This is a genomic window from Citrobacter sp. TBCS-15 (assembly GCF_005280815.1).
Classification (GTDB): Bacteria; Pseudomonadota; Gammaproteobacteria; order Enterobacterales; family Enterobacteriaceae; genus Citrobacter; species Citrobacter werkmanii.
Map to the genome: position 1 here is coordinate 552,017 of NZ_SZWK01000292.1, position 22,220 is coordinate 574,236.

General features: G+C 52.8%; 21 protein-coding genes. 16 read left to right on the forward strand and 5 right to left on the reverse strand.

Annotated features, from left to right (window positions below; genetic code table 11):
- Positions 1-8: 8 nt before the first annotated feature.
- From kdpB to kdpF, 3 genes are read right to left on the reverse strand one after another with little or no spacing between them, the layout of a single operon-like run.
- Positions 9-2,057: a potassium-transporting ATPase subunit KdpB gene (gene kdpB / locus FDW96_RS20260; protein ID WP_137366187.1), complete on the reverse strand. Its 2,049-nt coding sequence runs from the start codon at positions 2,055-2,057 to the stop codon at positions 9-11.
- Between the two features lie 20 nt (positions 2,058-2,077).
- Positions 2,078-3,757, reverse strand: a complete 1,680-nt coding sequence (kdpA, locus tag FDW96_RS20265; RefSeq protein WP_042309750.1) for a potassium-transporting ATPase subunit KdpA — start codon at positions 3,755-3,757, stop codon at positions 2,078-2,080.
- Entirely contained in the window at positions 3,757-3,846 is a 90-nt protein-coding gene (gene kdpF / locus FDW96_RS20270) for a K(+)-transporting ATPase subunit F (RefSeq protein ID WP_077949339.1), read from the reverse strand. Before kdpF ends, kdpA begins: the two co-directional genes overlap by 1 nt.
- A gap of 308 nt (positions 3,847-4,154) precedes the next feature.
- Here kdpF and FDW96_RS20275 point away from each other — a divergent pair, with 308 nt between their 5' ends.
- The 4 genes from FDW96_RS20275 to FDW96_RS20290 all read left to right on the forward strand — a co-directional run bounded on the left by FDW96_RS20275 (position 4,155) and on the right by FDW96_RS20290 (position 7,906).
- Complete coding sequence (locus tag FDW96_RS20275; RefSeq protein ID WP_003022870.1) at positions 4,155-4,361, forward strand: YbfA family protein; 207 nt, start codon at positions 4,155-4,157, stop codon at positions 4,359-4,361.
- 89 nt (positions 4,362-4,450) lie between these two features.
- Entirely contained in the window at positions 4,451-5,404 is a 954-nt protein-coding gene (locus tag FDW96_RS20280; RefSeq protein ID WP_061381671.1) for a DUF523 and DUF1722 domain-containing protein, read from the forward strand.
- A 20-nt stretch (positions 5,405-5,424) separates the two neighbouring features.
- A complete protein-coding gene (gene phrB / locus FDW96_RS20285) occupies positions 5,425-6,843 on the forward strand; it encodes a deoxyribodipyrimidine photo-lyase (RefSeq protein WP_137366188.1) in 1,419 nt (472 codons plus the stop codon).
- Positions 6,844-7,003: 160 nt separating this feature from the next.
- Positions 7,004-7,906: an Rpn family recombination-promoting nuclease/putative transposase gene (locus FDW96_RS20290; protein ID WP_061381673.1), complete on the forward strand. Its 903-nt coding sequence runs from the start codon at positions 7,004-7,006 to the stop codon at positions 7,904-7,906.
- Between the two features lie 50 nt (positions 7,907-7,956).
- On the opposite strand, the gene dtpD is transcribed toward FDW96_RS20290, so the two are convergent.
- The gene (dtpD, locus tag FDW96_RS20295; RefSeq protein WP_061381674.1) at positions 7,957-9,438 is read right to left on the reverse strand and encodes a dipeptide permease DtpD; all 1,482 of its coding nucleotides are present in this window, start codon (positions 9,436-9,438) and stop codon (positions 7,957-7,959) included.
- Between the two features lie 289 nt (positions 9,439-9,727).
- Between dtpD and ybgI the strand changes: the two genes are divergently transcribed.
- From ybgI to nei, 8 genes are read left to right on the forward strand one after another with little or no spacing between them, the layout of a single operon-like run.
- On the forward strand, positions 9,728-10,471 hold the full coding sequence (ybgI, locus tag FDW96_RS20300) for a radiation resistance protein YbgI (RefSeq protein ID WP_016152273.1): 744 nt from the start codon (positions 9,728-9,730) through the stop codon (positions 10,469-10,471).
- 19 nt (positions 10,472-10,490) lie between these two features.
- Positions 10,491-11,147, forward strand: coding sequence for a 5-oxoprolinase subunit PxpB (pxpB, locus tag FDW96_RS20305; RefSeq protein ID WP_061381675.1), 657 nt, complete (start codon positions 10,491-10,493; stop codon positions 11,145-11,147).
- The gene (gene pxpC / locus FDW96_RS20310) at positions 11,141-12,073 is read left to right on the forward strand and encodes a 5-oxoprolinase subunit PxpC (RefSeq protein ID WP_038638865.1); all 933 of its coding nucleotides are present in this window, start codon (positions 11,141-11,143) and stop codon (positions 12,071-12,073) included. The genes pxpB and pxpC overlap by 7 nt, the downstream gene beginning before the upstream one ends.
- Positions 12,063-12,797 carry a 5-oxoprolinase subunit PxpA gene (gene pxpA / locus FDW96_RS20315; RefSeq protein ID WP_137366189.1) on the forward strand — a complete coding sequence of 245 codons (735 nt, stop codon included), beginning with the start codon at positions 12,063-12,065 and terminating at the stop codon, positions 12,795-12,797. Before pxpC ends, pxpA begins: the two co-directional genes overlap by 11 nt.
- Positions 12,798-12,850: 53 nt before the next feature.
- Positions 12,851-13,573 (forward strand): DUF969 domain-containing protein, encoded by a 723-nt coding sequence (locus FDW96_RS20320; RefSeq protein ID WP_061381677.1) that lies wholly within the window; start codon positions 12,851-12,853, stop codon positions 13,571-13,573.
- Complete coding sequence (locus FDW96_RS20325; RefSeq protein ID WP_042309733.1) at positions 13,570-14,565, forward strand: DUF979 domain-containing protein; 996 nt, start codon at positions 13,570-13,572, stop codon at positions 14,563-14,565. The genes FDW96_RS20320 and FDW96_RS20325 overlap by 4 nt, the downstream gene beginning before the upstream one ends.
- Positions 14,566-14,574: 9 nt before the next feature.
- Positions 14,575-15,219: a pyroglutamyl-peptidase I gene (gene pcp / locus FDW96_RS20330; protein WP_042309730.1), complete on the forward strand. Its 645-nt coding sequence runs from the start codon at positions 14,575-14,577 to the stop codon at positions 15,217-15,219.
- 14 nt (positions 15,220-15,233) lie between these two features.
- Positions 15,234-16,025 (forward strand): endonuclease VIII, encoded by a 792-nt coding sequence (gene nei / locus FDW96_RS20335; protein ID WP_079224986.1) that lies wholly within the window; start codon positions 15,234-15,236, stop codon positions 16,023-16,025.
- Positions 16,026-16,027: 2 nt separating this feature from the next.
- Here nei and FDW96_RS20340 read toward each other — a convergent pair whose 3' ends face one another.
- Positions 16,028-16,876: an AraC family transcriptional regulator gene (locus FDW96_RS20340; protein ID WP_061381679.1), complete on the reverse strand. Its 849-nt coding sequence runs from the start codon at positions 16,874-16,876 to the stop codon at positions 16,028-16,030.
- Positions 16,877-17,067: 191 nt separating this feature from the next.
- On the opposite strand from FDW96_RS20340, the gene FDW96_RS20345 reads away from it, so the two are divergent.
- From FDW96_RS20345 to FDW96_RS20360, 4 genes are all read left to right on the forward strand, one after another.
- Entirely contained in the window at positions 17,068-18,849 is a 1,782-nt protein-coding gene (locus FDW96_RS20345; protein WP_167371255.1) for a DUF2264 domain-containing protein, read from the forward strand.
- A gap of 24 nt (positions 18,850-18,873) precedes the next feature.
- Entirely contained in the window at positions 18,874-20,139 is a 1,266-nt protein-coding gene (locus FDW96_RS20350; RefSeq protein WP_137366190.1) for an oligosaccharide MFS transporter, read from the forward strand.
- A gap of 21 nt (positions 20,140-20,160) precedes the next feature.
- Positions 20,161-21,351, forward strand: a complete 1,191-nt coding sequence (locus tag FDW96_RS20355) for a glycoside hydrolase family 88 protein (RefSeq protein WP_137366191.1) — start codon at positions 20,161-20,163, stop codon at positions 21,349-21,351.
- 80 nt (positions 21,352-21,431) lie between these two features.
- Positions 21,432-22,220 carry an oligogalacturonate-specific porin KdgM family protein gene (locus FDW96_RS20360; RefSeq protein ID WP_042309719.1) on the forward strand — a complete coding sequence of 263 codons (789 nt, stop codon included), beginning with the start codon at positions 21,432-21,434 and terminating at the stop codon, positions 22,218-22,220.

Below are 22,220 nucleotides of genomic sequence, written 5' to 3' on the forward strand. Positions count from 1 at the left end.
CTGAAACCTCACACCAGACCCAGCAGGGTCAGCAGTACATCAATCGCTTTAATGCCAATAAATGGCACCACCAGACCGCCCAGGCCGTAGATCCACAAATTACGGCGCAACATTGCAGATGCGGATAACGGCTTGTAGCTCACGCCTTTAAGCGCCAGTGGGATCAGAAAAATGATTATCAGCGCATTAAAGATAACCGCGCTGAGGATCGCTGAGTCCGGCGAATGCAGTCCCATTACGTTAAGTGCATTGAGCTGCGGATAGGTGGCGGCGAACGCGGCCGGAATAATGGCGAAATACTTTGCCACGTCATTGGCGATACTGAAGGTGGTCAGCGAGCCGCGCGTCATCAGCATCTGTTTACCAATGTGCACCACTTCAATCAGTTTGGTGGGGTTGGAATCAAGATCCACCATGTTGCCAGCTTCCTTCGCCGCCTGGGTCCCTGAGTTCATGGCGACCGCGACATCCGCCTGCGCCAGTGCCGGGGCGTCGTTGGTTCCGTCGCCGGTCATCGCCACCAGACGGCCTTCCGCCTGATACTGACGAATCAGCGCCAGCTTGGCTTCCGGCGTGGCCTCCGCTAAGAAATCATCCACCCCGGCTTCAGCGGCGATCGCGGCGGCGGTCAGGCGGTTATCGCCGGTGATCATCACCGTTTTGATGCCCATTTTGCGCAGTTGGGCAAAACGTTCTTTGATCCCGCCTTTCACAATATCTTTCAGGGCTATCACGCCCAGTACGCGGGAGCCTTCGGCTACCACCAGCGGCGTAGCGCCAAGGCGAGCGACGTTGTCGACCTTCTGCTCTACATCGGCGGGGAAGTGACCGCCGTTGGCTTCAACGTGACGACGAATGGCATCAACCGAACCTTTGCGGATCATACGGTTGTCGATGTTGATACCGCTCATACGACTTTGCGCGGTAAATGGAACAAAGGTAGCGTGCAGCGATTGCACGTCGCGGATACGCAGATTGAAGCGCTGTTTAGCCAGGATAACGATGCTGCGGCCTTCCGGCGTTTCATCGGCCAGCGATGAAAGCTGAGCGGCGTCGGCCAGCGTTTTTTCGTCCACGCCGTGGGCAGGCAGAAAATCCGAAGCCTGGCGATTACCCAGCGTAATGGTGCCGGTTTTATCCAGCAGCAGGACGTCCACGTCACCCGCGGCTTCGACCGCACGTCCGCTGGTGGCAATGACGTTCGCGCCCAGCATACGGCTCATCCCGGCCACGCCAATGGCAGAAAGCAGACCGCCGATGGTGGTGGGGATCAGACAAACGAGCAGGGCAACCAGTACCGTGACGCTGACTGCGCTGCCGCCCCAGGCGGAAAACGGCCACAGGGTGGCGGTCGCCAACAGAAAAACGATGGTCAGGGCAATCAGCAGGATCGTCAGGGCGATTTCATTGGGGGTTTTACGCCGCTGCGCGCCTTCGACCATGGCGATCATCCGGTCGAGGAATGTTTCGCCGGGGTTTACGCTGCATTCAATCACCAGCCAGTCGGAGAGGATGCGGGTCCCGCCGGTGACCGAGGCAAAATCGCCACCGGATTCACGAATGACCGGCGCAGACTCACCGGTAATCGCGCTTTCGTCCACCGATGCGCCACCTTCGATCACCTCACCGTCACACGGGATAATATCGCCAGCTTCCACCAGCACAATATCGCCTTTACGTAAATCATCGGCAGGGACGTGATCCATGGCTGAGCCGTATTTTGGTTCGCGAAGTTTGCGGGCAAAAGCGGTTTTTTTCACCCCTTTCAGACTGTTAGCCTGCGCTTTACTGCGTCCTTCCGCCAGCGCTTCGGCAAAGTTGGCGAACAGGACGGTGATCCACAGCCATAGACTTATCGAGCCGGTAAACCACGGATTGCCTGGCATATAACCTGTTGCCATCGCCAGCGTTAACAACGTGGTCAGCAGACTACCCAGCCAGACGAGAAACATCACCGGATTACGCCATTGGGTATGTGGGCTTAATTTTTTCACGGCATCCATCAGCGCCTGTGCGACCAGAGAAGGTTCGAACAGCGCCAGTTGCTTGCGACTCATAGTAATGTGCTCCGCATCACTCAGTGTAATGACAGGTATTCTGCGACCGGGCCAAGGGCCAGGGCAGGAACAAAGGTGAGAGCGCCAACCAGTAACACCGTACCGATTAGCAACCCGACAAACAGCGCGCCGTGGGTAGGTAGCGTGCCTGGGCTTGCTGGCTGGATCTTTTTACTGACCAGCGACCCGGCAATAGCCATCACGGGTACGATCACGCCGAAGCGACCGAAGAACATGCACAGCGCCAGCAGGCAGTTCCAGAACGGGCTATTGGCGCTTAATCCGGCAAAGGCGCTACCGTTGTTGTTCGCGGCAGATGACACGGCATACAGCACTTCACTAAAACCATGTGGACCCGGGTTGAGCATGGCGCTACGCCCGGCATCGGTCATCATTGCTATTGCTGTGCCGAGCAGGACCAGCGCAGGGGTGACCAGAATCGCCAGCGCGGTCATTTTCATTTCGCGCACGTCGATTTTCTTACCCAGGTATTCCGGTGTTCGGCCAATCATCAGCCCGGCGATGAACACAGCCAGCAGTACGAACAGCAGCATACCGTACAGACCTGAACCCACACCGCCGAAGACCACTTCGCCAATTTGCATCAGCCACATCGGCACCATTCCGCCGAGTGCGGTAAAGGAGTCATGCATCGCAATCACTGCGCCACAGGATGCCGCCGTTGTGACGACCGCAAACAGACTGCTGACCAGTACACCAAAGCGGCTCTCTTTGCCCTCCATGTTGATATTGCTGTTTGCACCTAACTGCATCAGATGCGGGTTGCCCTGAACTTCGGCCCACATCACGACGGCTACGCAAATGACAAAAATGAGCGACATGGCCCATAACAGGGTCCGGCCCTGACGACGATCGCCCACCACATCGCCAAAGGCAAAACACAGCGCGGTAGGAATTAAGAAAATAGCCAGCATCTGTACCAGGTTGGTCAGCGCGGTTGGGTTTTCAAACGGATGTGCTGAGTTAGCGTTAAAGAAACCGCCTCCGTTGGTGCCGAGCATCTTAATCGCTTCCTGCGAAGCGACAGGTCCCATCGGCAGCAACTGTTTCACCCCTTCAAGCGTCGTGATGGGCTGATAGGGCAATACGTTTTGCAGCACGCCTTGTTGAATAAAAAACAGGGCGATGAGCAGCGCGATTGGCACGAGGATCCACAGCGTAATACGAACCAGATCGACCCAGGCATTACCCAGCGTATCCATACTCTGGCGCGTAAAGGCACGCGTCAGGGCAAAAATCACCGCAATTCCGGTCGCCGCGGACAGGAAGTTCTGCACGGTCAACCCAGCCATCTGGCTGAAGTAGCTTAAAGTGGTTTCACCGGCATAAGATTGCCAGTTGGTATTGGTGACAAAACTCACCGCCGTGTTGAGCGCCAGATGCCATGAAAGTCCTGGTAGCTGCTGAGGATTCAGCGGCAACAGATTTTGCGCCATCAGCATCGAAAACAGGACCAGCAGGCCCAGCACATTGAGCGCGAGGATTGCCAGCAGATACTGCCGCCAGTTCATCTCCTGCTGCGAAATACCCAGACCACGCCAGAGCACACTCTCCACGCCAGCAAGGCCCGGCAGAGACGTATTATTGATGAGTCGGGCCAGCCCAAACCCCAGCGGTCTGGCGATGACAAACAGCACCAGCAAGAAACTGGCAATGAGTAAAAATCCTTGAGCCGCCATCAGAACGCCTCCGCATTAATCAGGGCATACACAAGGTAACCTAATAATAAAAAGACCAGCCCAATGCCGGTTATCACGCCTGCACTCACAGTGCACCTCCAGTGGCATAAATGTGATAACCAGAGCGTAGGTTTTTGCTTGCAAAGATTTCGCAAAAATCGGCGGGCGAGGTGTAAAAAAAGTATAAAAATGGCAAAGACCATTATTTAACTAATGATTAGTATTAATTTAACTTTTATGTAACTTAATTACGGTTTTAAGCTAAACGGGGCATAAATAGATAAAAATAAGTGGTCGGATGAGTAGTAAAATTACACACAAGGCGGTATTATTTTCATCAGTTAACCAACTTTATTTTTCCGGTGCGATTCACCGAACAGTTATATGGGAGAGGATTATGGACTTTTATAAAGAATATCCAGCACACATTGTTTTCTTACGCCGTACCTTTGCCGTAGTGGCGGGCGTACTGGCTCTGCCGGTCATGCTGTTCTGGAAAGACCGCGCCCGTTTTTACAGCTATCTACATCGCGTCTGGTCTAAAACCAGTGATAAGCCGGTGTGGATGGAGCAGGCGGAAAAAGCCACCTGCGATTTCTACTGATAGCTAATAAATCCCCAAAAGCCGCTGATATCAGCGGCTTTTTTGCTCATGATAGCTACACTTATCTCAGGAATGAAAAAGGAGCGATCATGAGCGAGAAAATCCCTGTTGGTATCAGTGCCTGTCTGTTGGGGGAGGCGGTTCGCTATGATGGTGGGCATAAGCGGCTGGCCTTTGCTGTAGAAGAACTGTCGCCGTGGGTCGCGTTCGAACCTGTTTGCCCTGAAATGGGGATCGGGTTACCAGTCCCGCGACCTGCGTTGCATCTGGTCAAAGAGGGTGAGGCTGTCTCCCTGCGTTTTAGTGATAAGCGCGAGGGGGATTTGACAGACGCAATGACGGCTTTTAGTCAGCGACAAAGCGATCGTCTGGCGCATTTGTGCGGCTATATTGTCTGTGCGAAATCACCCAGTTGCGGTATGGAACGGGTGCGAGTCTACGACGCGGAAGGCAAAAACAACCGTAAAGCCGGACGAGGGATCTTTACGTCTGTGCTGATGTCGACGTTACCCTGGCTTCCCGTGGAAGAGGACGGGCGTTTACACGACCCGCAGATTCGGGAAAATTTTGTTGAGCGCATTTATGCTTTGCACGAGCTCAATACTATCCGACAGCAAGGGTTAACGCGCGGCGCATTAATCGATTATCATAGTCGTTACAAGCTATTACTGTTGGCCCATTCCCAGCCGGACTATCGCGACCTCGGGCGTTTTGTGGCGGCGATTGGCGAATGGCAAGATCTGCAGGCTTATTTTGTCGAGTATCGCTTAAGGCTGATGAGTTTGCTGGCTCATCTTCCCTCCCGTCGCAACCATACCAACGTGCTGATGCATGTCCAGGGCTATTTCCGTACGCAATTAAATTCTCGTCAGCGGCAGGAGCTGGCCTCTCTCATTGACGGTTATCGACGTGCGACTCAACCGCTGCTTGCGCCAATAACATTACTCAAACACTATATGGCGGAATACCCGGATGCTTATCTCTCCGGGCAGCGCTATTTCAATCCCTGGCCAGAGGCTCTGCGTTTGCGCTACGGGCGTTAAGTTTTTTCTTCAGGAGTGTTATGACCACCCATTTGGTCTGGTTTCGGCGTGATTTACGCTTGCACGACAACCTCGCACTGGCGGCGGCTTGTCGGGATCGTTCCGCGCAGGTACTGGCGTTATATATCGCTACCCCCGAGCAGTGGAAGGCCCACGATATGGCCCCGCGCCAGGCGGCATTTACCTGCGCACAGTTGAATGCGTTACAAACGGCGTTGGCAGAAAAAGGTATTCCTCTACTGTTTCACGAAGTGGCTGATTTTGCGGCCAGCGTGGACATCGTCAAAAGTGTTTGTCTGCAGCATGACGTCAGTCGATTATTTTATAACTATCAATATGAAATAAACGAACGGCAGCGTGATGCAAACGTAGAAAAATCATTACCCCAGGTAGTGTGCGAAGGGTTTGATGACAGTGTGATCCTGCCTCCGGGGGCGGTGATGACCGGCAATCATGAGATGTATAAAGTGTTCACGCCGTTTAAAAATGCCTGGCTGAAGCGGATTAAAGACGGTATTCCAGAATGTGTGAGCGCGCCGAAAGTGAGAGAAAGTGGCGCTCTTGACGCACCGTTAACACCAATTACGCTGAGCTATCCACAGCAAGATTTTGATGCGCAGAGGTTTGTGGTAGATGAAAAATTGGCCATCGCGCAATTACGCCAGTTTTGCCAGCAGGCTGCGGGAGAATACGAACAGCAGCGTGATTTTCCAGCGATTGACGGGACCAGTCGATTATCCGCAAGTCTGGCGACAGGCGGGTTATCGCCGCGCCAATGCCTGAATCGACTGCTCGCGGAGCAGCCGCAGGCGCTTGAGGGCGGGTCAGGTAGCGTCTGGCTGAACGAGCTTATCTGGCGTGAGTTTTATCGCCACCTGATGACGTATCATCCGGCGCTGTGTCGGTATCAACCCTTTATCCGCTGGACCGATCGCGTGCAATGGCAGAATGACCCGGCGCATTTGCAGGCCTGGCAAATGGGTCAAACGGGTTACCCGATTGTAGACGCGGCGATGCGTCAGCTCAACGCCACGGGCTGGATGCATAATCGTTTACGCATGATTACGGCCAGTTTTTTAGTGAAAGACCTGCTGATCGACTGGCGCAAAGGCGAGCAGTATTTCATGTCGCAACTGATCGATGGCGACCTGGCGGCCAACAACGGCGGCTGGCAGTGGGCCGCGTCTACCGGGACCGATGCCGCACCGTATTTCCGCATATTTAACCCCACGACGCAGGGCGAAAAATTTGACCGTGACGGTGAGTTTATCCGCCAGTGGCTGCCGGAACTGCGCGATGTGCCGGGTAAAACCATTCATGACCCGTGGTCGTGGGCGGAAAAAGCGCAGGTGACGCTCAACTATCCTCGCCCGATTGTCGATCATAAGCAGGCAAGACTGGCGACGCTGGCGGCATATGAGGCGGCGCGTAAAGAGTAAAGGCATGGTGGATTTTGCGTAATGCCTTCCAGCAGAATGAAAGTGTTGCGGTCTGGGGCTTTTAGCGCTGAAGCGTGCGCGCAAGGTTGTTAATGCCCTGATGCAGATGCTTTTATCTGGCAGTAAAGTTCCGTCATCTTCATTCAGGTGATGGAACTTGATGACAATGCCAACAACCTCCACACCGCACGATGCGGTGTTTAAAACGTTTTTACATCATCCCGAAACCGCGCGGGATTTTCTCGACATTCACCTGCCAGCTGAACTGCGGACGCTTTGCGATTTGAATTCGCTGAAGCTGGAGTCAGAAAGCTTTATTGAAGCGGATTTACGTTCGCGCTACTCCGACGTGCTCTGGTCTTTGCACACACGCAACGGTGACGGTTATGTCTATGTGGTGATAGAGCATCAAAGTTCAGCCGAGCCGCATATGGCTTTTCGTCTGTTGCGTTATGCGATGGCGGCGATGCAGCGCCATCTGGACGCAGGGCATAAGGAACTGCCACTAGTGATACCGATGCTCTTTTATCATGGCTGCCGAAGCCCCTATCCGTACTCATTGTGCTGGCTGGATGCCTTTGCCGACCCCGTGGCGGCAAGACAGCTTTATTCCAGCGCATTTCCGTTGGTAGACATAACGGTGGTACCCGATGATGAGATCATGGCTCACAGACGAATGGCGCTGCTGGAATTAATGCAAAAACATATCCGTCAGCGGGATTTGCTGGGGCTGGTAGAGCAACTGGCCACGCTGCTACTTACTGGATGCGCTAATGACACGCAATTACAGGCGATGTTTAATTACATCCTACAATCTGGCGACGAATCTCGTTTTAATGAATTTATGCAGGAGATAGCGCAACGGATCCCCCAACATAAGGAGAGGCTGATGACTATTGCAGAGCGGTTACGGTTAGATGGATTACAGGAAGGGTTACAGCAGGGTAAACAAGAAGCCGCATTACGTATAGCGCAAACCATGCTGGAACAAGGTATAGATCGCACAATGGTGCTACTGGTTACAGGTCTTACTGAAGAGGAACTCGCAGCAATTCATGCATAATTACCTGAAAAAACAGGCCCGAATCATATTACATCATCGGGCCTGTACACTCAGGACTCTACCGCTAACGCACGGTTTCTGAATTTCAGCGACTGGTACAGCCAAATCAGCAGCACCAGTACCACACAGGCCAGTGCGCCCCAGGTAATTTCGCTAAAGACGTCGATGTAGGCATTGATGGAATAGTTGATGGCTCCGGCAGCGTCAAACGAACCTTGTGACGTCTGGTCGGCGATCACCCCAGCCAGGTAGTTGGCGATTGCGCCGGAAAGCAGCATATAAATGCCGGTTAATACACCGGTTACACCGGGGATCTCGATGCGCGTAATTTGTGACATTGCCACCGGGTCGATAAACAGTTCGGCAAAACCCATGACCGCCAGCCCCAATACCATCAGCGGCATGGAAGAGTGGCCGTAAGCGGCGGACCAGCGGGCGCTTAAGGTCAGAATACAAAAACCGGCGCTCATTAAACCGAGACCAAGGGCGAATTTACCCCAGATGCGTACGGTGCGATTACCGCTTACGCTCTCTTTGACCACCCAGGCCAGCACGATACCGCACAGCATAACCGCAAAGGCGTTAACCGACTGGAACATCGCGGTGGGTACGGAATACCCCAGAATGTCGCGATTAACAAAGCGGTCGATATACAGGCTGATTGAGCTGCCGCCCTGTTGAGCAAAGGCCCAGAACAGCATGCTAAAGAAGGTCAGCGTGACGATAAGCCCCAGTTCTTTGCGCTGTTTCTGCGTTTGCGCCTGGCGATAAATCTTCGCCAGAACCGCCAGACCAATGACAGTGGCAACGATCAGGGCGTACACGGACCACTCTTTCCAGAACAAGACAGTAATCAGCAGTGGGGCGGCAACCAGCAGGACTAACAGCCAGGCCCAGTTTGGCAGTATATATTTTTTTGCACACAGGACGGCCTTGTTGACGCCGGTGGTATGGGCGAAATGGCGATTGCCACATAAGAAAATCACCAGCCCCGCCAGCATGCCGATAGCGGCCAGCGTAAAGCCCATCGCCCAGCTGTACTCTTCCTGCACATAGCCGCAGGCTATCGGGGCAATGATTGAACCAATATTTCCGGCAGCATAGAGCAGAGAGAACCCACCGTCGCGACGCGGATCTTCAGGCTGGTACAGCTCACCCAGCAGACAACTGACGTTGGATTTAAACAGACCGTAGCCACAGACGATAATCGCCAGCGATAAATAAAGGAATGCCGGGGCCATTTCGCTGGCGCCCAACACCAGATGCCCCACCGCCATCAAAAATGCGCCGATCATCACCGCCATCCGGTTGCCGAGCACTTTATCCGCCAGATACCCACCGAGAATGGGGGTGACATAGACCAGCGAGCAGTAGGCGCTGAACAGTTCATAGGCGTGATTATCGTCGTACTTAAGCTGGTTAGTGAGATACAGAATCAGCAGCGCACGCATACCGTAAAAACTGAAATATTCCCAAATTTGTAGCGCGACAACGTAATAAATCGCCCGCGGTTGAGATGCTTGTTTATTCATTGTTTTCTCGAAGTAAATGTCTCACAACAGGCTGAATGTGCTGTGCGAGCGTGTTTCCTTAAAGTTGTAACTTTGATACAGATCTGATTATTTTTGCAATATGCTGTCTGGTTGCATAAATATACATGAATTAGATCGCGTGGTGGTATGCAAATTGCGTTCTACAGCGGTGTGATTGTTTCTTAATGTGTCAGTGAAATGACTATCGACGAACGCAGGCGAGGACGCTATTTTAACCTAAGCTGTGTTGCTGATTGGGCAGGCAGAATTTATGACAACGAGGACGATGATGAAAAACACCGAACTGGAACAACTGATCAATGACAAACTGAACAGCGCCGCCATTAGCGACTATGCGCCGAACGGTTTGCAGGTTGAGGGCAAAGAGACGGTGCATAAAATCGTGACAGGCGTGACCGCAAGCCAGGCGCTGCTGGACGAGGCGGTGCGCCTGCAGGCGGATGCGGTCATCGTTCATCACGGTTATTTCTGGAAAGGCGAATCTCCGGTGATTCGCGGCATGAAGCGCCATCGTCTGAAAACGCTGTTGGAAAATGATATCAACCTGTATGGCTGGCATCTGCCGCTGGATGCCCACCCGGAACTAGGTAATAACGCGCAGCTTGCCGCGCTGTTGGGTATTACCGTGATGGGGGAAATTGAGCCGCTGGTGCCGTGGGGTGAACTCTCTATGCCGGTTCCGGGGCTGGAGCTGGCGTCGTGGATTGAGGCGCGTCTGGGCCGTAAACCTTTATGGTGCGGTGATACCGGGCCGGAAAAGGTGCAACGCGTCGCGTGGTGTACGGGGGGCGGTCAAAGCTTCATTGATAGCGCAGCCCGGTTTGGCGTCGATGCCTTTATTACCGGGGAAGTCTCAGAGCAAACCATTCACTCAGCCCGCGAACAAGGGCTGCATTTTTATGCTGCCGGTCACCATGCAACCGAACGCGGCGGGATTCGCGCATTAAGTGAATGGCTGAATGAAAACACCGATCTGGATGTCACGTTTATCGATATTCCTAACCCAGCGTAATTAATAAAGAGGGACGAAAGTGCAGCGAGCGCGTTGTTATCTGTTAGGTGAGACTGCGGTAGTGCTTGAACTGGAGCCGCCCATTACGCTGGCGTCTCAGAAACGTATCTGGCGTCTGGCCCAGCGTTTGGCTGATGCCCCGAATGTGCGTGAAGCTATTCCGGGAATGAACAATATCACGGTGATCTTGCGCGACCCGCAAACGCTGGCGCTGGATGCGATTGAACGCCTGCAGCGCTGGTGGGAAGAGAGCGAAGCGCTGGAACCGGATTCGCGTTTTATTGAAATCCCCGTCACTTATGGCGGTGAGTTTGGTCCGGATCTGGCAGCGGTCGCCCGGCACAGTGGATTAAGCGACAAGCAGGTCGTCGAACTTCATGCGTCAGTCGACTATGTGGTGTGGTTTATTGGTTTTCAGCCAGGGTTCCCCTATCTCGGGAGCTTACCTGAACAACTGCATACCCCAAGACGGGCAGAGCCGCGTCTGCTTGTTCCGGCAGGTTCTGTAGGTATCGGTGGATCGCAAACGGGGGTCTATCCGCTTGCCACGCCCGGCGGATGGCAATTGATTGGGCGTACCTCGGTGTCGCTATTTGATCCAAAACGAGAAGAGCCGATCCTGTTACGCGCTGGGGATACCGTGCGTTTTGTTCCGCAGAAGGAGGGGGTATGTTAAACATCATTCGCGCGGGCATGTATACCTCGGTCCAGGACGGCGGACGCCACAATTTTCGTCAATCCGGCATCAGCCACTGCGGTGCGCTGGATAAACCAGCGCTGAACGTTGCTAACCTGCTGGTGGGAAATGATGCGAATGCCGCTGCGCTGGAAATCACGCTGGGGCAACTGGTCGTGGAATTTGAAGCCGATGGTTGGTTTGCGCTGACCGGCGCTGGATGCGAAGCGCATCTGGATCGTGCTCCTGTGTGGAGCGGGTGGCGGCTGCCGGTGAAAGCGGGACAGCGCTTGACGCTAAAACGTCCACATCATGGTATGCGGAGTTATCTGGCTGTAGCGGGCGGATTTGATGTACCTGAAGTGATGGGGTCGCGTAGCACCGATCTTAAAGTTGGCATTGGCGGGCTGGAAGGGCGTCTGCTGCGCGATGGCGATCGGCTGGCGATTGGAGCATCTACCCGGCAATTTAGTGGGCCGCAGGGGGTAAAACAGCTGATGTGGGGAAACCACATTCGTGCGCTGCCCGGGCCTGAATATCAGGAATTTGACGAGGTCTCGCAGGCGTCTTTCTGGCGTTCGCCGTGGCAGCTTAGTCCGCAAAGTAACCGGATGGGGTATCGCCTGCAGGGGCAGCCGTTGACGCGTATGACCGATCGCGAGTTGCTGTCGCATGGCTTACTCCCCGGCGTGGTGCAGGTTCCGCATAATGGTCAACCGATCGTGCTGATGAATGATGCCCAGACGACGGGCGGCTATCCGCGCATCGCCTGCATCATCGAGGCGGATATGTATCATCTGGCGCAGATCCCGCTCGGCCAGCCGATTCATTTTGTGCAGTGTTCGCTGGAGGAAGCGCTTAAGGCGCGCCATGATCAGCAGCGTTATCTGCAACAGTTAACATGGCGACTTAACAATGAAAATTGATCTCAACGCAGACCTCGGCGAGGGCTGTGCTAACGATGCAGCGCTGCTGCAACTGGTTTCGTCAGCGAATATCGCCTGTGGGTTTCATGCTGGTGATGCGCAAACCATGCTTTCAAGCGTGCGTGAAGCGCTAAAAAATGGTGTGGCGGTAGGTGCACATCCGAGCTTTCCGGATCGGGAGAATTTTGGCCGTAGCGCCATGACTCTGCCAGTGGAAACGGTGTATGCGCAAACGCTGTATCAAATTGGCGCGCTGGCAGCCATTACGCATGCGCAGGGTGGCGTGATGCACCATGTGAAACCCCACGGCATGCTTTATAACCAGGCGGCAAAAGATCCACAGTTGGCGGATGCGATTGCGAAAGCGGTGCATGCCTGCGATCCCTCGCTGGTTCTGGTGGGGCTGGCGGGAAGCGAACTGATTCGCGCCGGGGAACATTATGGCCTGGTGACGCGTCAGGAGGTTTTTGCCGATCGGGGTTATCAGGCTGACGGCAGTCTGGTTCCGCGTAGCCAGCCTGGCGCATTGATAGAGGATGAAGAGCAGGCGCTGGCGCAAACGCTAGAAATGGTGCAATCCGGTAGAGTAAAAAGTCAGAGCGGAACATGGGCGAACGTGACGGCCCAGACGGTATGCATTCATGGGGATGGCGAGCACGCACTCGCTTTTGCCCGTCGCTTGCGCAGCGCATTCGATGCATGCAATATTCAAATTAGCGCATAAATTTTTTCATAAAAAACAATAATATATCACACAACAACATAAGGGACTGAATTATGGGAGAGGCTGTTTCTCTCTGGCCATTGACGGGGATCGCCGTCATTGTGGTCGGATTTCTTTTACGTTTTAACCCGGTATTGGTGGTCATTATTGCCGGGATCGTCACCGGACTGGCGGCGCATATGCCAATCGCTACCATTCTGGAAAAGCTGGGTGAGGGATTTCTCAACACCCGCAACCTGCCGTTTATCCTGCTGATCCCACTGGCGGTTATTGGCCTGTTGGAGCGTCACGGACTCAAAGAGCGCGCTCAGGCGTGGATTGCCAAAATCCGCAGTGCCACCAGCGGCCGTCTGCTTATTGTCTATCTGTTTATTCGTGAGGCTACCGCGGCTTTAGGGCTGACCAGCCTGGGGGGACATCCGCAGATGGTGCGTCCGCTGCTGGCGCCAATGGCAGAAGGGGCCGCCGAGAAAAACCACGGTGAGATACCGGGGGCGGTTCGTTATCGTCTGCGCGCCATGTCTGCCGCGACCGATAACGTTGGGCTGTTTTTCGGTGAAGATATCTTTGTTGCCTTCGGTGCGATCATATTCATGCACAACTTTATGCTGGAGTCTGGCGGGATCCAGACCGAACCGCTGCATATTGCCCTGTGGGGGATCCCGACGGCAATATGCGCCTTCCTGATCCACGGCACGCGTCTGTGGCGGCTGGACAGCTATTTGCAGCGTGAAGTGGCGAAAGCGAATGCCGCAGCACAGGGAGAAGCAAAATGAATTTTCAGCAAAGCTATCTCTACTGGCTGGCAGGTGCGGTTTTACTGATTGTGGCGCTGATGTCCTGGCGGGATAAAGCTAACCCGCGTCGCTTAACCACCGGTCTGTTTTGGGGCCTGTACGGCGTTCTCTTTCTGCTTGGCGACTGGACATACTCGCTGTTTGGCGATAAACGCGCGGTGCATATTGCCGTCGGCGTCGCGGTGGTCATACTGGCCCTGATCGCCGGTTTCGGCGGCGTAAAGCTGGGAAGCTACCATCAGCGAACGCCGCAACAGCGTGAAGAAAGCGCCAGTAGGTTGGGTAACCGCTTGTTTTTCCCGGCGCTGGCGATCCCGGTGGTGACCGTTATCGGTGTACTCATGTTCAACCATATTCCGGGCTTACAGGATGCGCTGTTTGGACCGGGTAATCACGCCACATTGGTGACGCTTTTCTCTATGACCGCAGGCTCGTTGATTGGTCTGGCGATGGCGATAAAAATGACCCATGAGCGGGTGCATCAGCCGATTCAGGAAGCACGCCGACTGCTGGACTCCATCGGGTGGGCATTCATCCTGCCGCAGATTCTGGCTACTCTTGGACTGTTGTTCACTGCGGCGGGTGTCGGCAGCGGTATATCCTGGCTGACGCAAGAATACCTGGCGGTGGATAGCCGCTTTATCGCGGTGGCGGTGTACACCATTGGTATGGCCTTGTTGACGATGGTGATGGGCAATGCGTTTGCCGCTTTCCCGATTGTGACCGCTGGGATTGGTATTCCGATCCTCGTATTGCAACACGGTGGTAACCCAGCGGTGATGGCGGCGATTGGTATGTTCTCGGGGTATTGCGGAACGTTGATGACGCCAATGGCGGCGAACTTCAATATTGTGCCTGCGGCGCTGCTGGAGCTACCAGACAAAAACGCGGTGATTAAAGCGCAGGTGCCGACGGGCATACTGCTACTGTTGGTTAACGTTTTTCTGATGTATTTCCTGATGTTCCTGTAAGGAGGAAGGATGAAAACAGTACTCATCACGGGATTTGAACCCTTTGGCGGCGAGTCAGTTAACCCTTCCTGGGAAGTGGTCTCGGGCCTCGACAATGCTATCATCGATGGATGCCGCGTCGTTGCCCGCCAGTTGCCGTGCGTCTTTGGCGAGTCTCTCGCCGTACTCAATGCTGCAATTGACGCATTGTCGCCATCGCTGGTGCTGGCAGTAGGGCAAGCGGGTGGTCGATCGGATATCACCGTGGAACGCGTGGCGATCAACGTTGACGATGCGCGTATTGCGGATAATCAGGGGCAACAGCCGATTGATGTACCGATTGTGGCCGATGGCCCTGCGGCGTGGTTTAGCACATTGCCGATCAAAGCGATGGTTGTCTCCATGCGCAACGCGGGAATTCCGGCCTCGGTTTCTCAGACGGCGGGCACCTTCGTGTGTAACCACGTGATGTATGGCCTGCTGCATAAATTACGCGACGTGCCGGCAGTGAAGGGCGGTTTTATTCATATTCCTTATCTGCCACAACAGGCCGCGCAGCACCCCGGAGCGCCAAGTATGGCGGCTGAAACCGTTCGTCGGGCGCTGGAGGTCGCGATTGCCACCGCATTGCAGGTGGATAGCGATATCGCCATGACGGGCGGTGCAACACATTAACAAAGGACAGTATTATGCCTGAAGGCCCGGAGATCCGCCGTGCGGCGGATACCCTGGAGGCGGCAGTCAAAGGTAAACCCCTGACGGATGTCTGGTTTGCCTTTGAGCAGTTAAAACCGTATCAATCCCAACTCATCGGGCAGAGTGTTACCCAGCTTGAAACGCGGGGTAAAGCCTTGCTGACCCATTTTTCCAATGGTCTGACGCTGTATAGCCACAATCAGCTTTACGGCGTGTGGCGAGTGGTCGATACCGGCAACATGCCGCAAACCACGCGGGTGCTGCGCGTCAGGCTGCAAACCGAGGATAAAACTATCCTGCTGTATAGCGCGTCTGACATCGAAATGCTGACACCAGAGCAGCTCACCACCCATCCATTTCTGCAACGGGTTGGACCGGACGTGCTGGATTTGCGTTTAACGCCCGCAGAGGTAAAAACGCGTCTGCTGTCACCCCGTTTTCGCAATCGCCAGTTTTCCGGTCTGTTGTTAGATCAAGCGTTTTTGGCGGGATTAGGTAACTATCTGCGGGTAGAAATTCTCTGGCAGGTGGGGTTGACCGGTCAGCATAAAGCGTCACAGCTTAGCGATGAACAGTTGGATGCGCTGGCGCAAGCGCTGCTTGATATTCCTCGCCTGTCGTATAACACTCGCGGCCAGGTCGATGACAATAAGCACCACGGCGCGCTGTTTCGCTTTAAGGTCTTTCACCGGGACGGCGAAGCCTGTGAGCGCTGTGGCGGCATCATCGAGAAAACGACACTTTCCTCGAGACCCTTTTACTGGTGTCCCGGATGTCAGACGTAGATCTATACCGAAGCATATGTTTTACGATATTGCAGCGGCGTTTTGCCCATGTTTTTGCGAAAGCAGGTAATAAACCAGGCATATTCGGAGAAACCAACCTGTGCGGCAATATCGCGTACCGAGCCGTTGGTATGTAACAGCAGTTCGCAGGCCTGACGGATACGGCGCATCATCAGGTATTCCTGAATGGTACCGCCGGTCTCTTCGTGAAAACGGCGGGAGGCGTGACCCCGCGAGCAACCCATCTCGCTGGCGATATCTTCCAGCGAGCAGCGCTGGTGAAAGTGAGTTTCGATCCAGCGGATAATGCTGACCGAAAATGTATTTTGTCCCGTGGCCTGCGCCTGATGTGGCAGCAGGCTAATGAGCTGCATCACCAGAAATGCGCTGTCACTGATGCTAAAAGTCTGGTCTTTGCTTTGCTCTTCAAAACGGCTCAGCAAGGTTTCAATGACTGGCTGAACGTCGCCTACGTCAAATACTCGCGCTTTCTCTCCCCTGCCGCACAGTTGGCGCAGCAGCATCTGCTGGCGAGGAAAATCCCGCAGGTACTGCTCAATCTGTGGGCCGTTAAAGTGCAGCGTAGTACGATGATAAATATTACGATCATCCTGTTCGACAAACACTTTATGCAGCTTACCCGGCGGGAAAATAAAAATACGCCCGGGTTTGACGGTGTATTGTTGGTGCTCCATAAGCGCGATGCCTACTCCCTGAGAAACCGATAATATCTCCACGCACTGGTGCCAGTGATAGTAGTTCGCTGGCATATCCTTCATCCGATTAAAGTAAATCGACTTGTCGTTGAGGCTTATGTGCTCAAGATAGCTACTGTCTTCAGTCCGCTGCATTTATGTCTCGCCTGGCAATGTGAATAAACTTAAGTTTTTATCACTGTAATCGAATTTTCTCCGCAAAATGCAGGTGAATGTTGTTCTTCATCACTAGCGTTGTGTGGAAATACGACAATTATCACATTTGTATGTCAGCCCAAATCCTTATTATGCGCCCAATACTTCATCAAATGAAACGAGGTTTCATTATGCGAGCAAGGCAAGAGTATGCAGAAAAGGCGCGGCAATGGTTGGCATCAGCCATTCCTCATCTCTACCGTGATAACACGCGTTTGGACGTGGGCGAAACGTCTGCACAATATCCAATGGATATTGCCGGCATGGAGGGGTTTGCGCGTCTATTGTGGATCCTTTCACCGTTGTTAAGTGGGGGAGATGCGAGTGAGTATCGTGAGGCTTTTATTTGCGGTATTCGTCATGGCTGTGACCCCGAACATCCAAATTATTGGGGCAATCTGGTTGATAACGATCAGCGCTGCGTGGAAATGGCCGCCTTCGGCGTTGCATTGGCTCTGCCGAATACCGGGTTATGGGACGCCTTAACAACCGATGAGCAGGACAATCTGGAGCGCTGGTTACGGCAAAGTGCTGATATCCAAATCCCGGACAATAACTGGCACTTCTTCCCGGTATTGGTGCAGGTCGGTCTTAAATGTGTCGGACGCCACTACGACATGATGGTTATTGATAAGCATCTGAATGCGATTGAACCTTTCTGGTTGGGTAATGGCTGGTACTCAGATGGTGCAGGCAAACCGCGCGATTACTATATCTCCAGCGGGTTTCATTTTTATAGTTTGCTGTATAGCCATCTTATGCAGGACGCCGACCCTGAACGGTGCCTGCGCTACCGTCAGCGGGCGCGTCAGTTTGCCAAAGATTACATCTACTACTTTACCTGTGAGGGCGATGCGATTCCGTTTGGCCGCAGTCTGACCTATCGCTTTGTTCAGGTTGCGTTCTGGAGCGCCGTCGTTTGGACGGAACTGGATGTTTTTACGATCCCTATCGTCAAAGGCGTGATTTTGCGCCACCTCGACTGGTGGTTCGCGCAGCCTTTCATTGGCCCGGATGGTTTATTTACGCTGGGATATACCTACCCGAACCTGGTGATGACCGAAGATTACAACAGTCCATGTTCGCCCTGGTGGGCATGTAAGGCGTTGCTGATTTTAGCACTGCCGGAACAGAGCGCGTTCTGGCAGGCCGAGTCGGCCCCGTTGCCTGAACTTGAGCCGATTCATCCGATAAAGGAAGCGGGACAATTTATCGTTCATGATGATGAAAACCGACACGCCTGGATGCTGATGTCCGGGCAGTATGACCGCAATAACTTTGTCAATTTCGATGCCAAATACGGCAAATTTGCTTACTCCAGCCACTTTGGTTTTACCCTGGAGCGCGGTCATTATGGTCTGAACCATGCTGCCTGTGATTCGATGCTGATGTTCAGCGAACAGGATAACTACTGGCGTGGACGCCGTGAGTGCGATTCTGTTGAAATGACGGATGCGTTGATCCGAAGCCGATGGCTCCCGTGGTCAAACGTCGTCGTCACGACCTGGCTCGTCCCGTTTCAACAGGGACATATTCGCATCCATCGCGTTGAAACCACGCGCCTGCTTGACTGTGTCGAGGGGGGATTCGCGCTTAACCGCCATCAACTCATCGATACCCAAACTGCATCGCATGGGGTCACGCTTCGTGCCAGCTCCGGCATATGCCAGATAACCGATCTGTTGGCTGAGCGTCAACCGGAGGTCGTCACAACGCCACCCAACAGCAACATTCTGTATGCCTCACCGGGGGAGATCCCCTGTCTTCGTAGCACGCTTACGCCGGGTACACACTGGCTGGCCTGCGCTGTCAACGCCACATCGCTTTTATCGCTGCCGTTTGCGGCGGCAATGGCGTTCGACCGTGAAAATCAGGTGCTGACGCTGGGTGTGAAAACGCTGGAAATCATATAACTGACGCATGTGCGGAGAAAAATAATGACTAACCCTGTTCAGTCGACGCGCTCGGCTTACATCAAACTGAGCCTGTTCGTATTCCTGTTTACCTTTACCTGGGCGGCCAGTTTTGGCCTGTACGCTATCTGGCTGGGAGATAAAGCCGGGTTGGATGGTGTGGAGATCGGCACGGTGTTTGCCGTAAACGGTGTTTTTGCGGTAGTTATCAAACCTGTTTACGGTTACATCATGGATAAAATGGGCATGAAAAAACATTTGCTCTATTTTGTCTGTCTTGTTTCGGCCCTGATGGCGCCATTTTTTATCTGGTGTTATTTGCCGCTATTACAAACGCATTTTATCAGCGGGATGATCGTCGGTGCGCTATTTTTCAGCCTTGGCTGGTATGCGGGCGTGGCGACGGAAGAGTCCTATGTTGACCGTTTCAGTCGTCTGTACGCGATGGAATTTGGCCGGATCCGCATGTGGGCGGCGCTGGGGTGGGCAACGGCGTCTTCATTCTCTGGGTATCTCTACAATATCTCGCCCAAAATCAACTTTGTTATCAGTAGCGTTTCCGCGCTGTGCATGTTTGCGGTTCTGCTGACGCTGAAAGTTGATCACTTTGGCCAGGAAGAGAATGACGTTCTGTCGAAAGAGAAGATTGTCATTGGCGATGTTTTCGAGCTGCTGCGCAATAAAAAATTCTGGACCTTTGCGCTGTATATCGCCGGAGTGGCATGGATGATGTTTATTGCCGAACAGCAGTTCTCTCGCTATTTCGTCACCTTCTTTAGCACGAAAGAAGAAGGCAACGCCATGTTTGGCTACATGAGTACCGCGCAGTCAGCCGCAGAGTTTTTCGGCATGATGCTGGTACCCGCCATTATTAACCGCATTGGCGCTAAGCAGGGGATGATCCTGACCGGTCTTGTGATTAGCCTGCGTTTGATTATCTCCGGATTAACTAACGATCCGTTGATTATCTGTCTGGTGAAGCCGTTGTATGGGATTGAAATCGCCCTGATTCTGGTGTCGGTCTTCAAATACATTGCCGAGCATTTCGATAAACGCGTTAACGCCACGATGTACCTACTGGGCTATCAGGCCATGATTTATGTCGGTTCTATTGTCGTGGCACCACCTGCCGGCTACGCCTACCAAAAAATTGGTTTTGAGCATACCTATCTGATTATGGGCGTGATAGCTCTGGTATTTACTGGGATCTCCGCCATCACGCTTTCTACTTGCTATCAACACAAAAAAACCATTACAGCCCCTGTCCATGGGCAAGAAGCCACCCATTAAAATGAAGAAAACGAGAGAATTATGTCTGTAACTATCCGTAAAGAACCGATCGTTCCTGTTGTACTGCGAAGCGGCGAACGCGCTGCTATTGCGCAGAAGATTCGCCGCGCTTTACCGGTAATTTTATCTGCTGTCGATCGTAACCGCGATTATTTTGACCTGCGTTATCCCGATGCGGCATGTGAAAACGGTCGCTACCCAATTATTGATAATCAGGAATGGACTACCAGTTTCTGGACTGGTCAGCTGTGGCTGGCATGGGAATGGACGCGTAATGACGCGTATCGCACGTTGGCCGAACAACATGTCCGTTCTTTTGGTGAACGTATTGCCCGACGGGACCATACCAATCACCACGATCTGGGTTTTCTGTACAGCCTATCCTGTATAGCGGCCAATAAACTGACCGGCAATCGCGAGGCGACTTATATCGCGCAGCAGGCGGCAGAAGTGCTGATGGAACGCTATCACGAGAAATGCGGCATTATTCAGGCGTGGGGCGAACTGGATAATCCGGAGCAGCAGGGCAGGATGATTATAGACTGCAATATGAATCTGCCATTGTTGTATCAGGCAAGCGCCAGCACTGGCGATCCTCGTTATGCAGAGGCGGCGAAAAATCATATTGAGCAGGCGCGACGTTATATTGTGCGCGAGGACGGTTCGACGTTCCATACATATTATATGGATGTTCACACCGGTGAACCGCGGTTTGGCAATACGCATCAGGGTTTTTCCGATGACTCCTGCTGGTCACGAGGGCAGGCATGGGGTGTTTATGGCTTTTTGCTGAATTATCTCTATACCGGAGATGAGCGACTACTGGAACTGAGCCAGACGCTGGCAAACTACTTTATTAATCGTCTTCCAGAGGATCTTGTCTGCTATTGGGATCTTGCGCTTACCGATCCGAATAGTAAAAGGGATAGTTCCGCCAGCGCGATTCTCGCCTGCGCGTTGTTGGAGCTGGTAAAACAGTTACCGGCAACCCACCCGGATCGTGAAAGCTATGAAGCGCTGGCATTACGGATGATTGCGCGAATGCTTGATGATTATCTGAATACGTCGCATAAAGCCGGCGAAGGATTATTAAAACACTCTGTTTATTATTACAAAGGTAATGTCGGCGTGGATGAATGCTGCTCGTGGGGGGATTATTTCCTGATGGAGGCGATGACCCGCGCAATATCCTGCTGGAATAGTTACTGGTAATATTCTGCTCCCCCAGTTAAATAATCAGGCTATTGATTTAGCAGGGGGGGATTTTATCTCTGTACGGCGAGGAAAATATAATGAAAAGTAATAATATTAATACAGCCATATTAATGGCTACACTGGTCATGCCTGCAACTGGCGTTATGGCCGCGGAAAATAATGCGACTCCTGTCTCTCTGGTAAAATCAACGCCATTTACTACTGTATATTTTGCGCCACGTACGCAGTATCGAACTGCCAGCAAAGGCTTTTTACAGCGATTGATGTTAACCGGTGTAGTACAGGATTCAGACAGTATTTTTAAAAGTATGTACTGGAGTTTTGAAACTGATGCCGATCTTGGTAAAAATATGGATCAATGGAAAAGTAGCTATCAGGAAGCTGAATTTAACAAGCCTTTTGTATTGGGCGATAGTGACTTCTGGCTTGAACCCGGCGTAGTCTTTCACTGGGAGTCCGCGGGCTCACGCGTCGATCCTTATATAGGCATTGGCTATCATTTTGACCCAACGCTGGGCGCCGTATTACGCTACCGTTATAACCATCAAAATCATGACAGCGAAACACTGCAAGGTGACTGGGATGACTCTTCAGAACACCGCGTCGATATTTATTTAACCAAGTATTTTACGCCAAACTTCTGGGTTCAATATAATCCAACGTATTATAGCAAAACGCATGGCGACAAGTTTGAATATGCCAATGGCAAGAATCATACCCTGCAGCATAACTTTGTCTTTAACTTTCATACTACGCCGCGGTTTTATCCATTTTTTGAATTAGGTTATCTTGATAAATATCAAGATGGCGATGATACAAAAAATGAATATCAAATAAGGGTAGGGTTTAAATATAATTTAAACTAA

Bases quoted from the DNA above. Each gene is read 5' to 3' on its own strand.
- kdpB (WP_137366187.1), bottom strand. From the start codon at position 2,057: ATGAGTCGCAAGCAACTGGCGCTGTTCGAACCTTCTCTGGTCGCACAG.
- kdpA (WP_042309750.1), bottom strand. From the start codon at position 3,757: ATGGCGGCTCAAGGATTTTTACTCATTGCCAGTTTCTTGCTGGTGCTG.
- FDW96_RS20275 (WP_003022870.1), top strand. From the start codon at position 4,155: ATGGACTTTTATAAAGAATATCCAGCACACATTGTTTTCTTACGCCGT.
- FDW96_RS20280 (WP_061381671.1), top strand. From the start codon at position 4,451: ATGAGCGAGAAAATCCCTGTTGGTATCAGTGCCTGTCTGTTGGGGGAG.
- phrB (WP_137366188.1), top strand. From the start codon at position 5,425: ATGACCACCCATTTGGTCTGGTTTCGGCGTGATTTACGCTTGCACGAC.
- FDW96_RS20290 (WP_061381673.1), top strand. From the start codon at position 7,004: ATGACAATGCCAACAACCTCCACACCGCACGATGCGGTGTTTAAAACG.
- dtpD (WP_061381674.1), bottom strand. From the start codon at position 9,438: ATGAATAAACAAGCATCTCAACCGCGGGCGATTTATTACGTTGTCGCG.
- ybgI (WP_016152273.1), top strand. From the start codon at position 9,728: ATGAAAAACACCGAACTGGAACAACTGATCAATGACAAACTGAACAGC.
- pxpC (WP_038638865.1), top strand. From the start codon at position 11,141: ATGTTAAACATCATTCGCGCGGGCATGTATACCTCGGTCCAGGACGGC.
- pxpA (WP_137366189.1), top strand. From the start codon at position 12,063: ATGAAAATTGATCTCAACGCAGACCTCGGCGAGGGCTGTGCTAACGAT.
- FDW96_RS20320 (WP_061381677.1), top strand. From the start codon at position 12,851: ATGGGAGAGGCTGTTTCTCTCTGGCCATTGACGGGGATCGCCGTCATT.
- FDW96_RS20325 (WP_042309733.1), top strand. From the start codon at position 13,570: ATGAATTTTCAGCAAAGCTATCTCTACTGGCTGGCAGGTGCGGTTTTA.
- pcp (WP_042309730.1), top strand. From the start codon at position 14,575: ATGAAAACAGTACTCATCACGGGATTTGAACCCTTTGGCGGCGAGTCA.
- nei (WP_079224986.1), top strand. From the start codon at position 15,234: ATGCCTGAAGGCCCGGAGATCCGCCGTGCGGCGGATACCCTGGAGGCG.
- FDW96_RS20340 (WP_061381679.1), bottom strand. From the start codon at position 16,876: ATGCAGCGGACTGAAGACAGTAGCTATCTTGAGCACATAAGCCTCAAC.
- FDW96_RS20345 (WP_167371255.1), top strand. From the start codon at position 17,068: ATGCGAGCAAGGCAAGAGTATGCAGAAAAGGCGCGGCAATGGTTGGCA.
- FDW96_RS20350 (WP_137366190.1), top strand. From the start codon at position 18,874: ATGACTAACCCTGTTCAGTCGACGCGCTCGGCTTACATCAAACTGAGC.
- FDW96_RS20355 (WP_137366191.1), top strand. From the start codon at position 20,161: ATGTCTGTAACTATCCGTAAAGAACCGATCGTTCCTGTTGTACTGCGA.
- FDW96_RS20360 (WP_042309719.1), top strand. From the start codon at position 21,432: ATGAAAAGTAATAATATTAATACAGCCATATTAATGGCTACACTGGTC.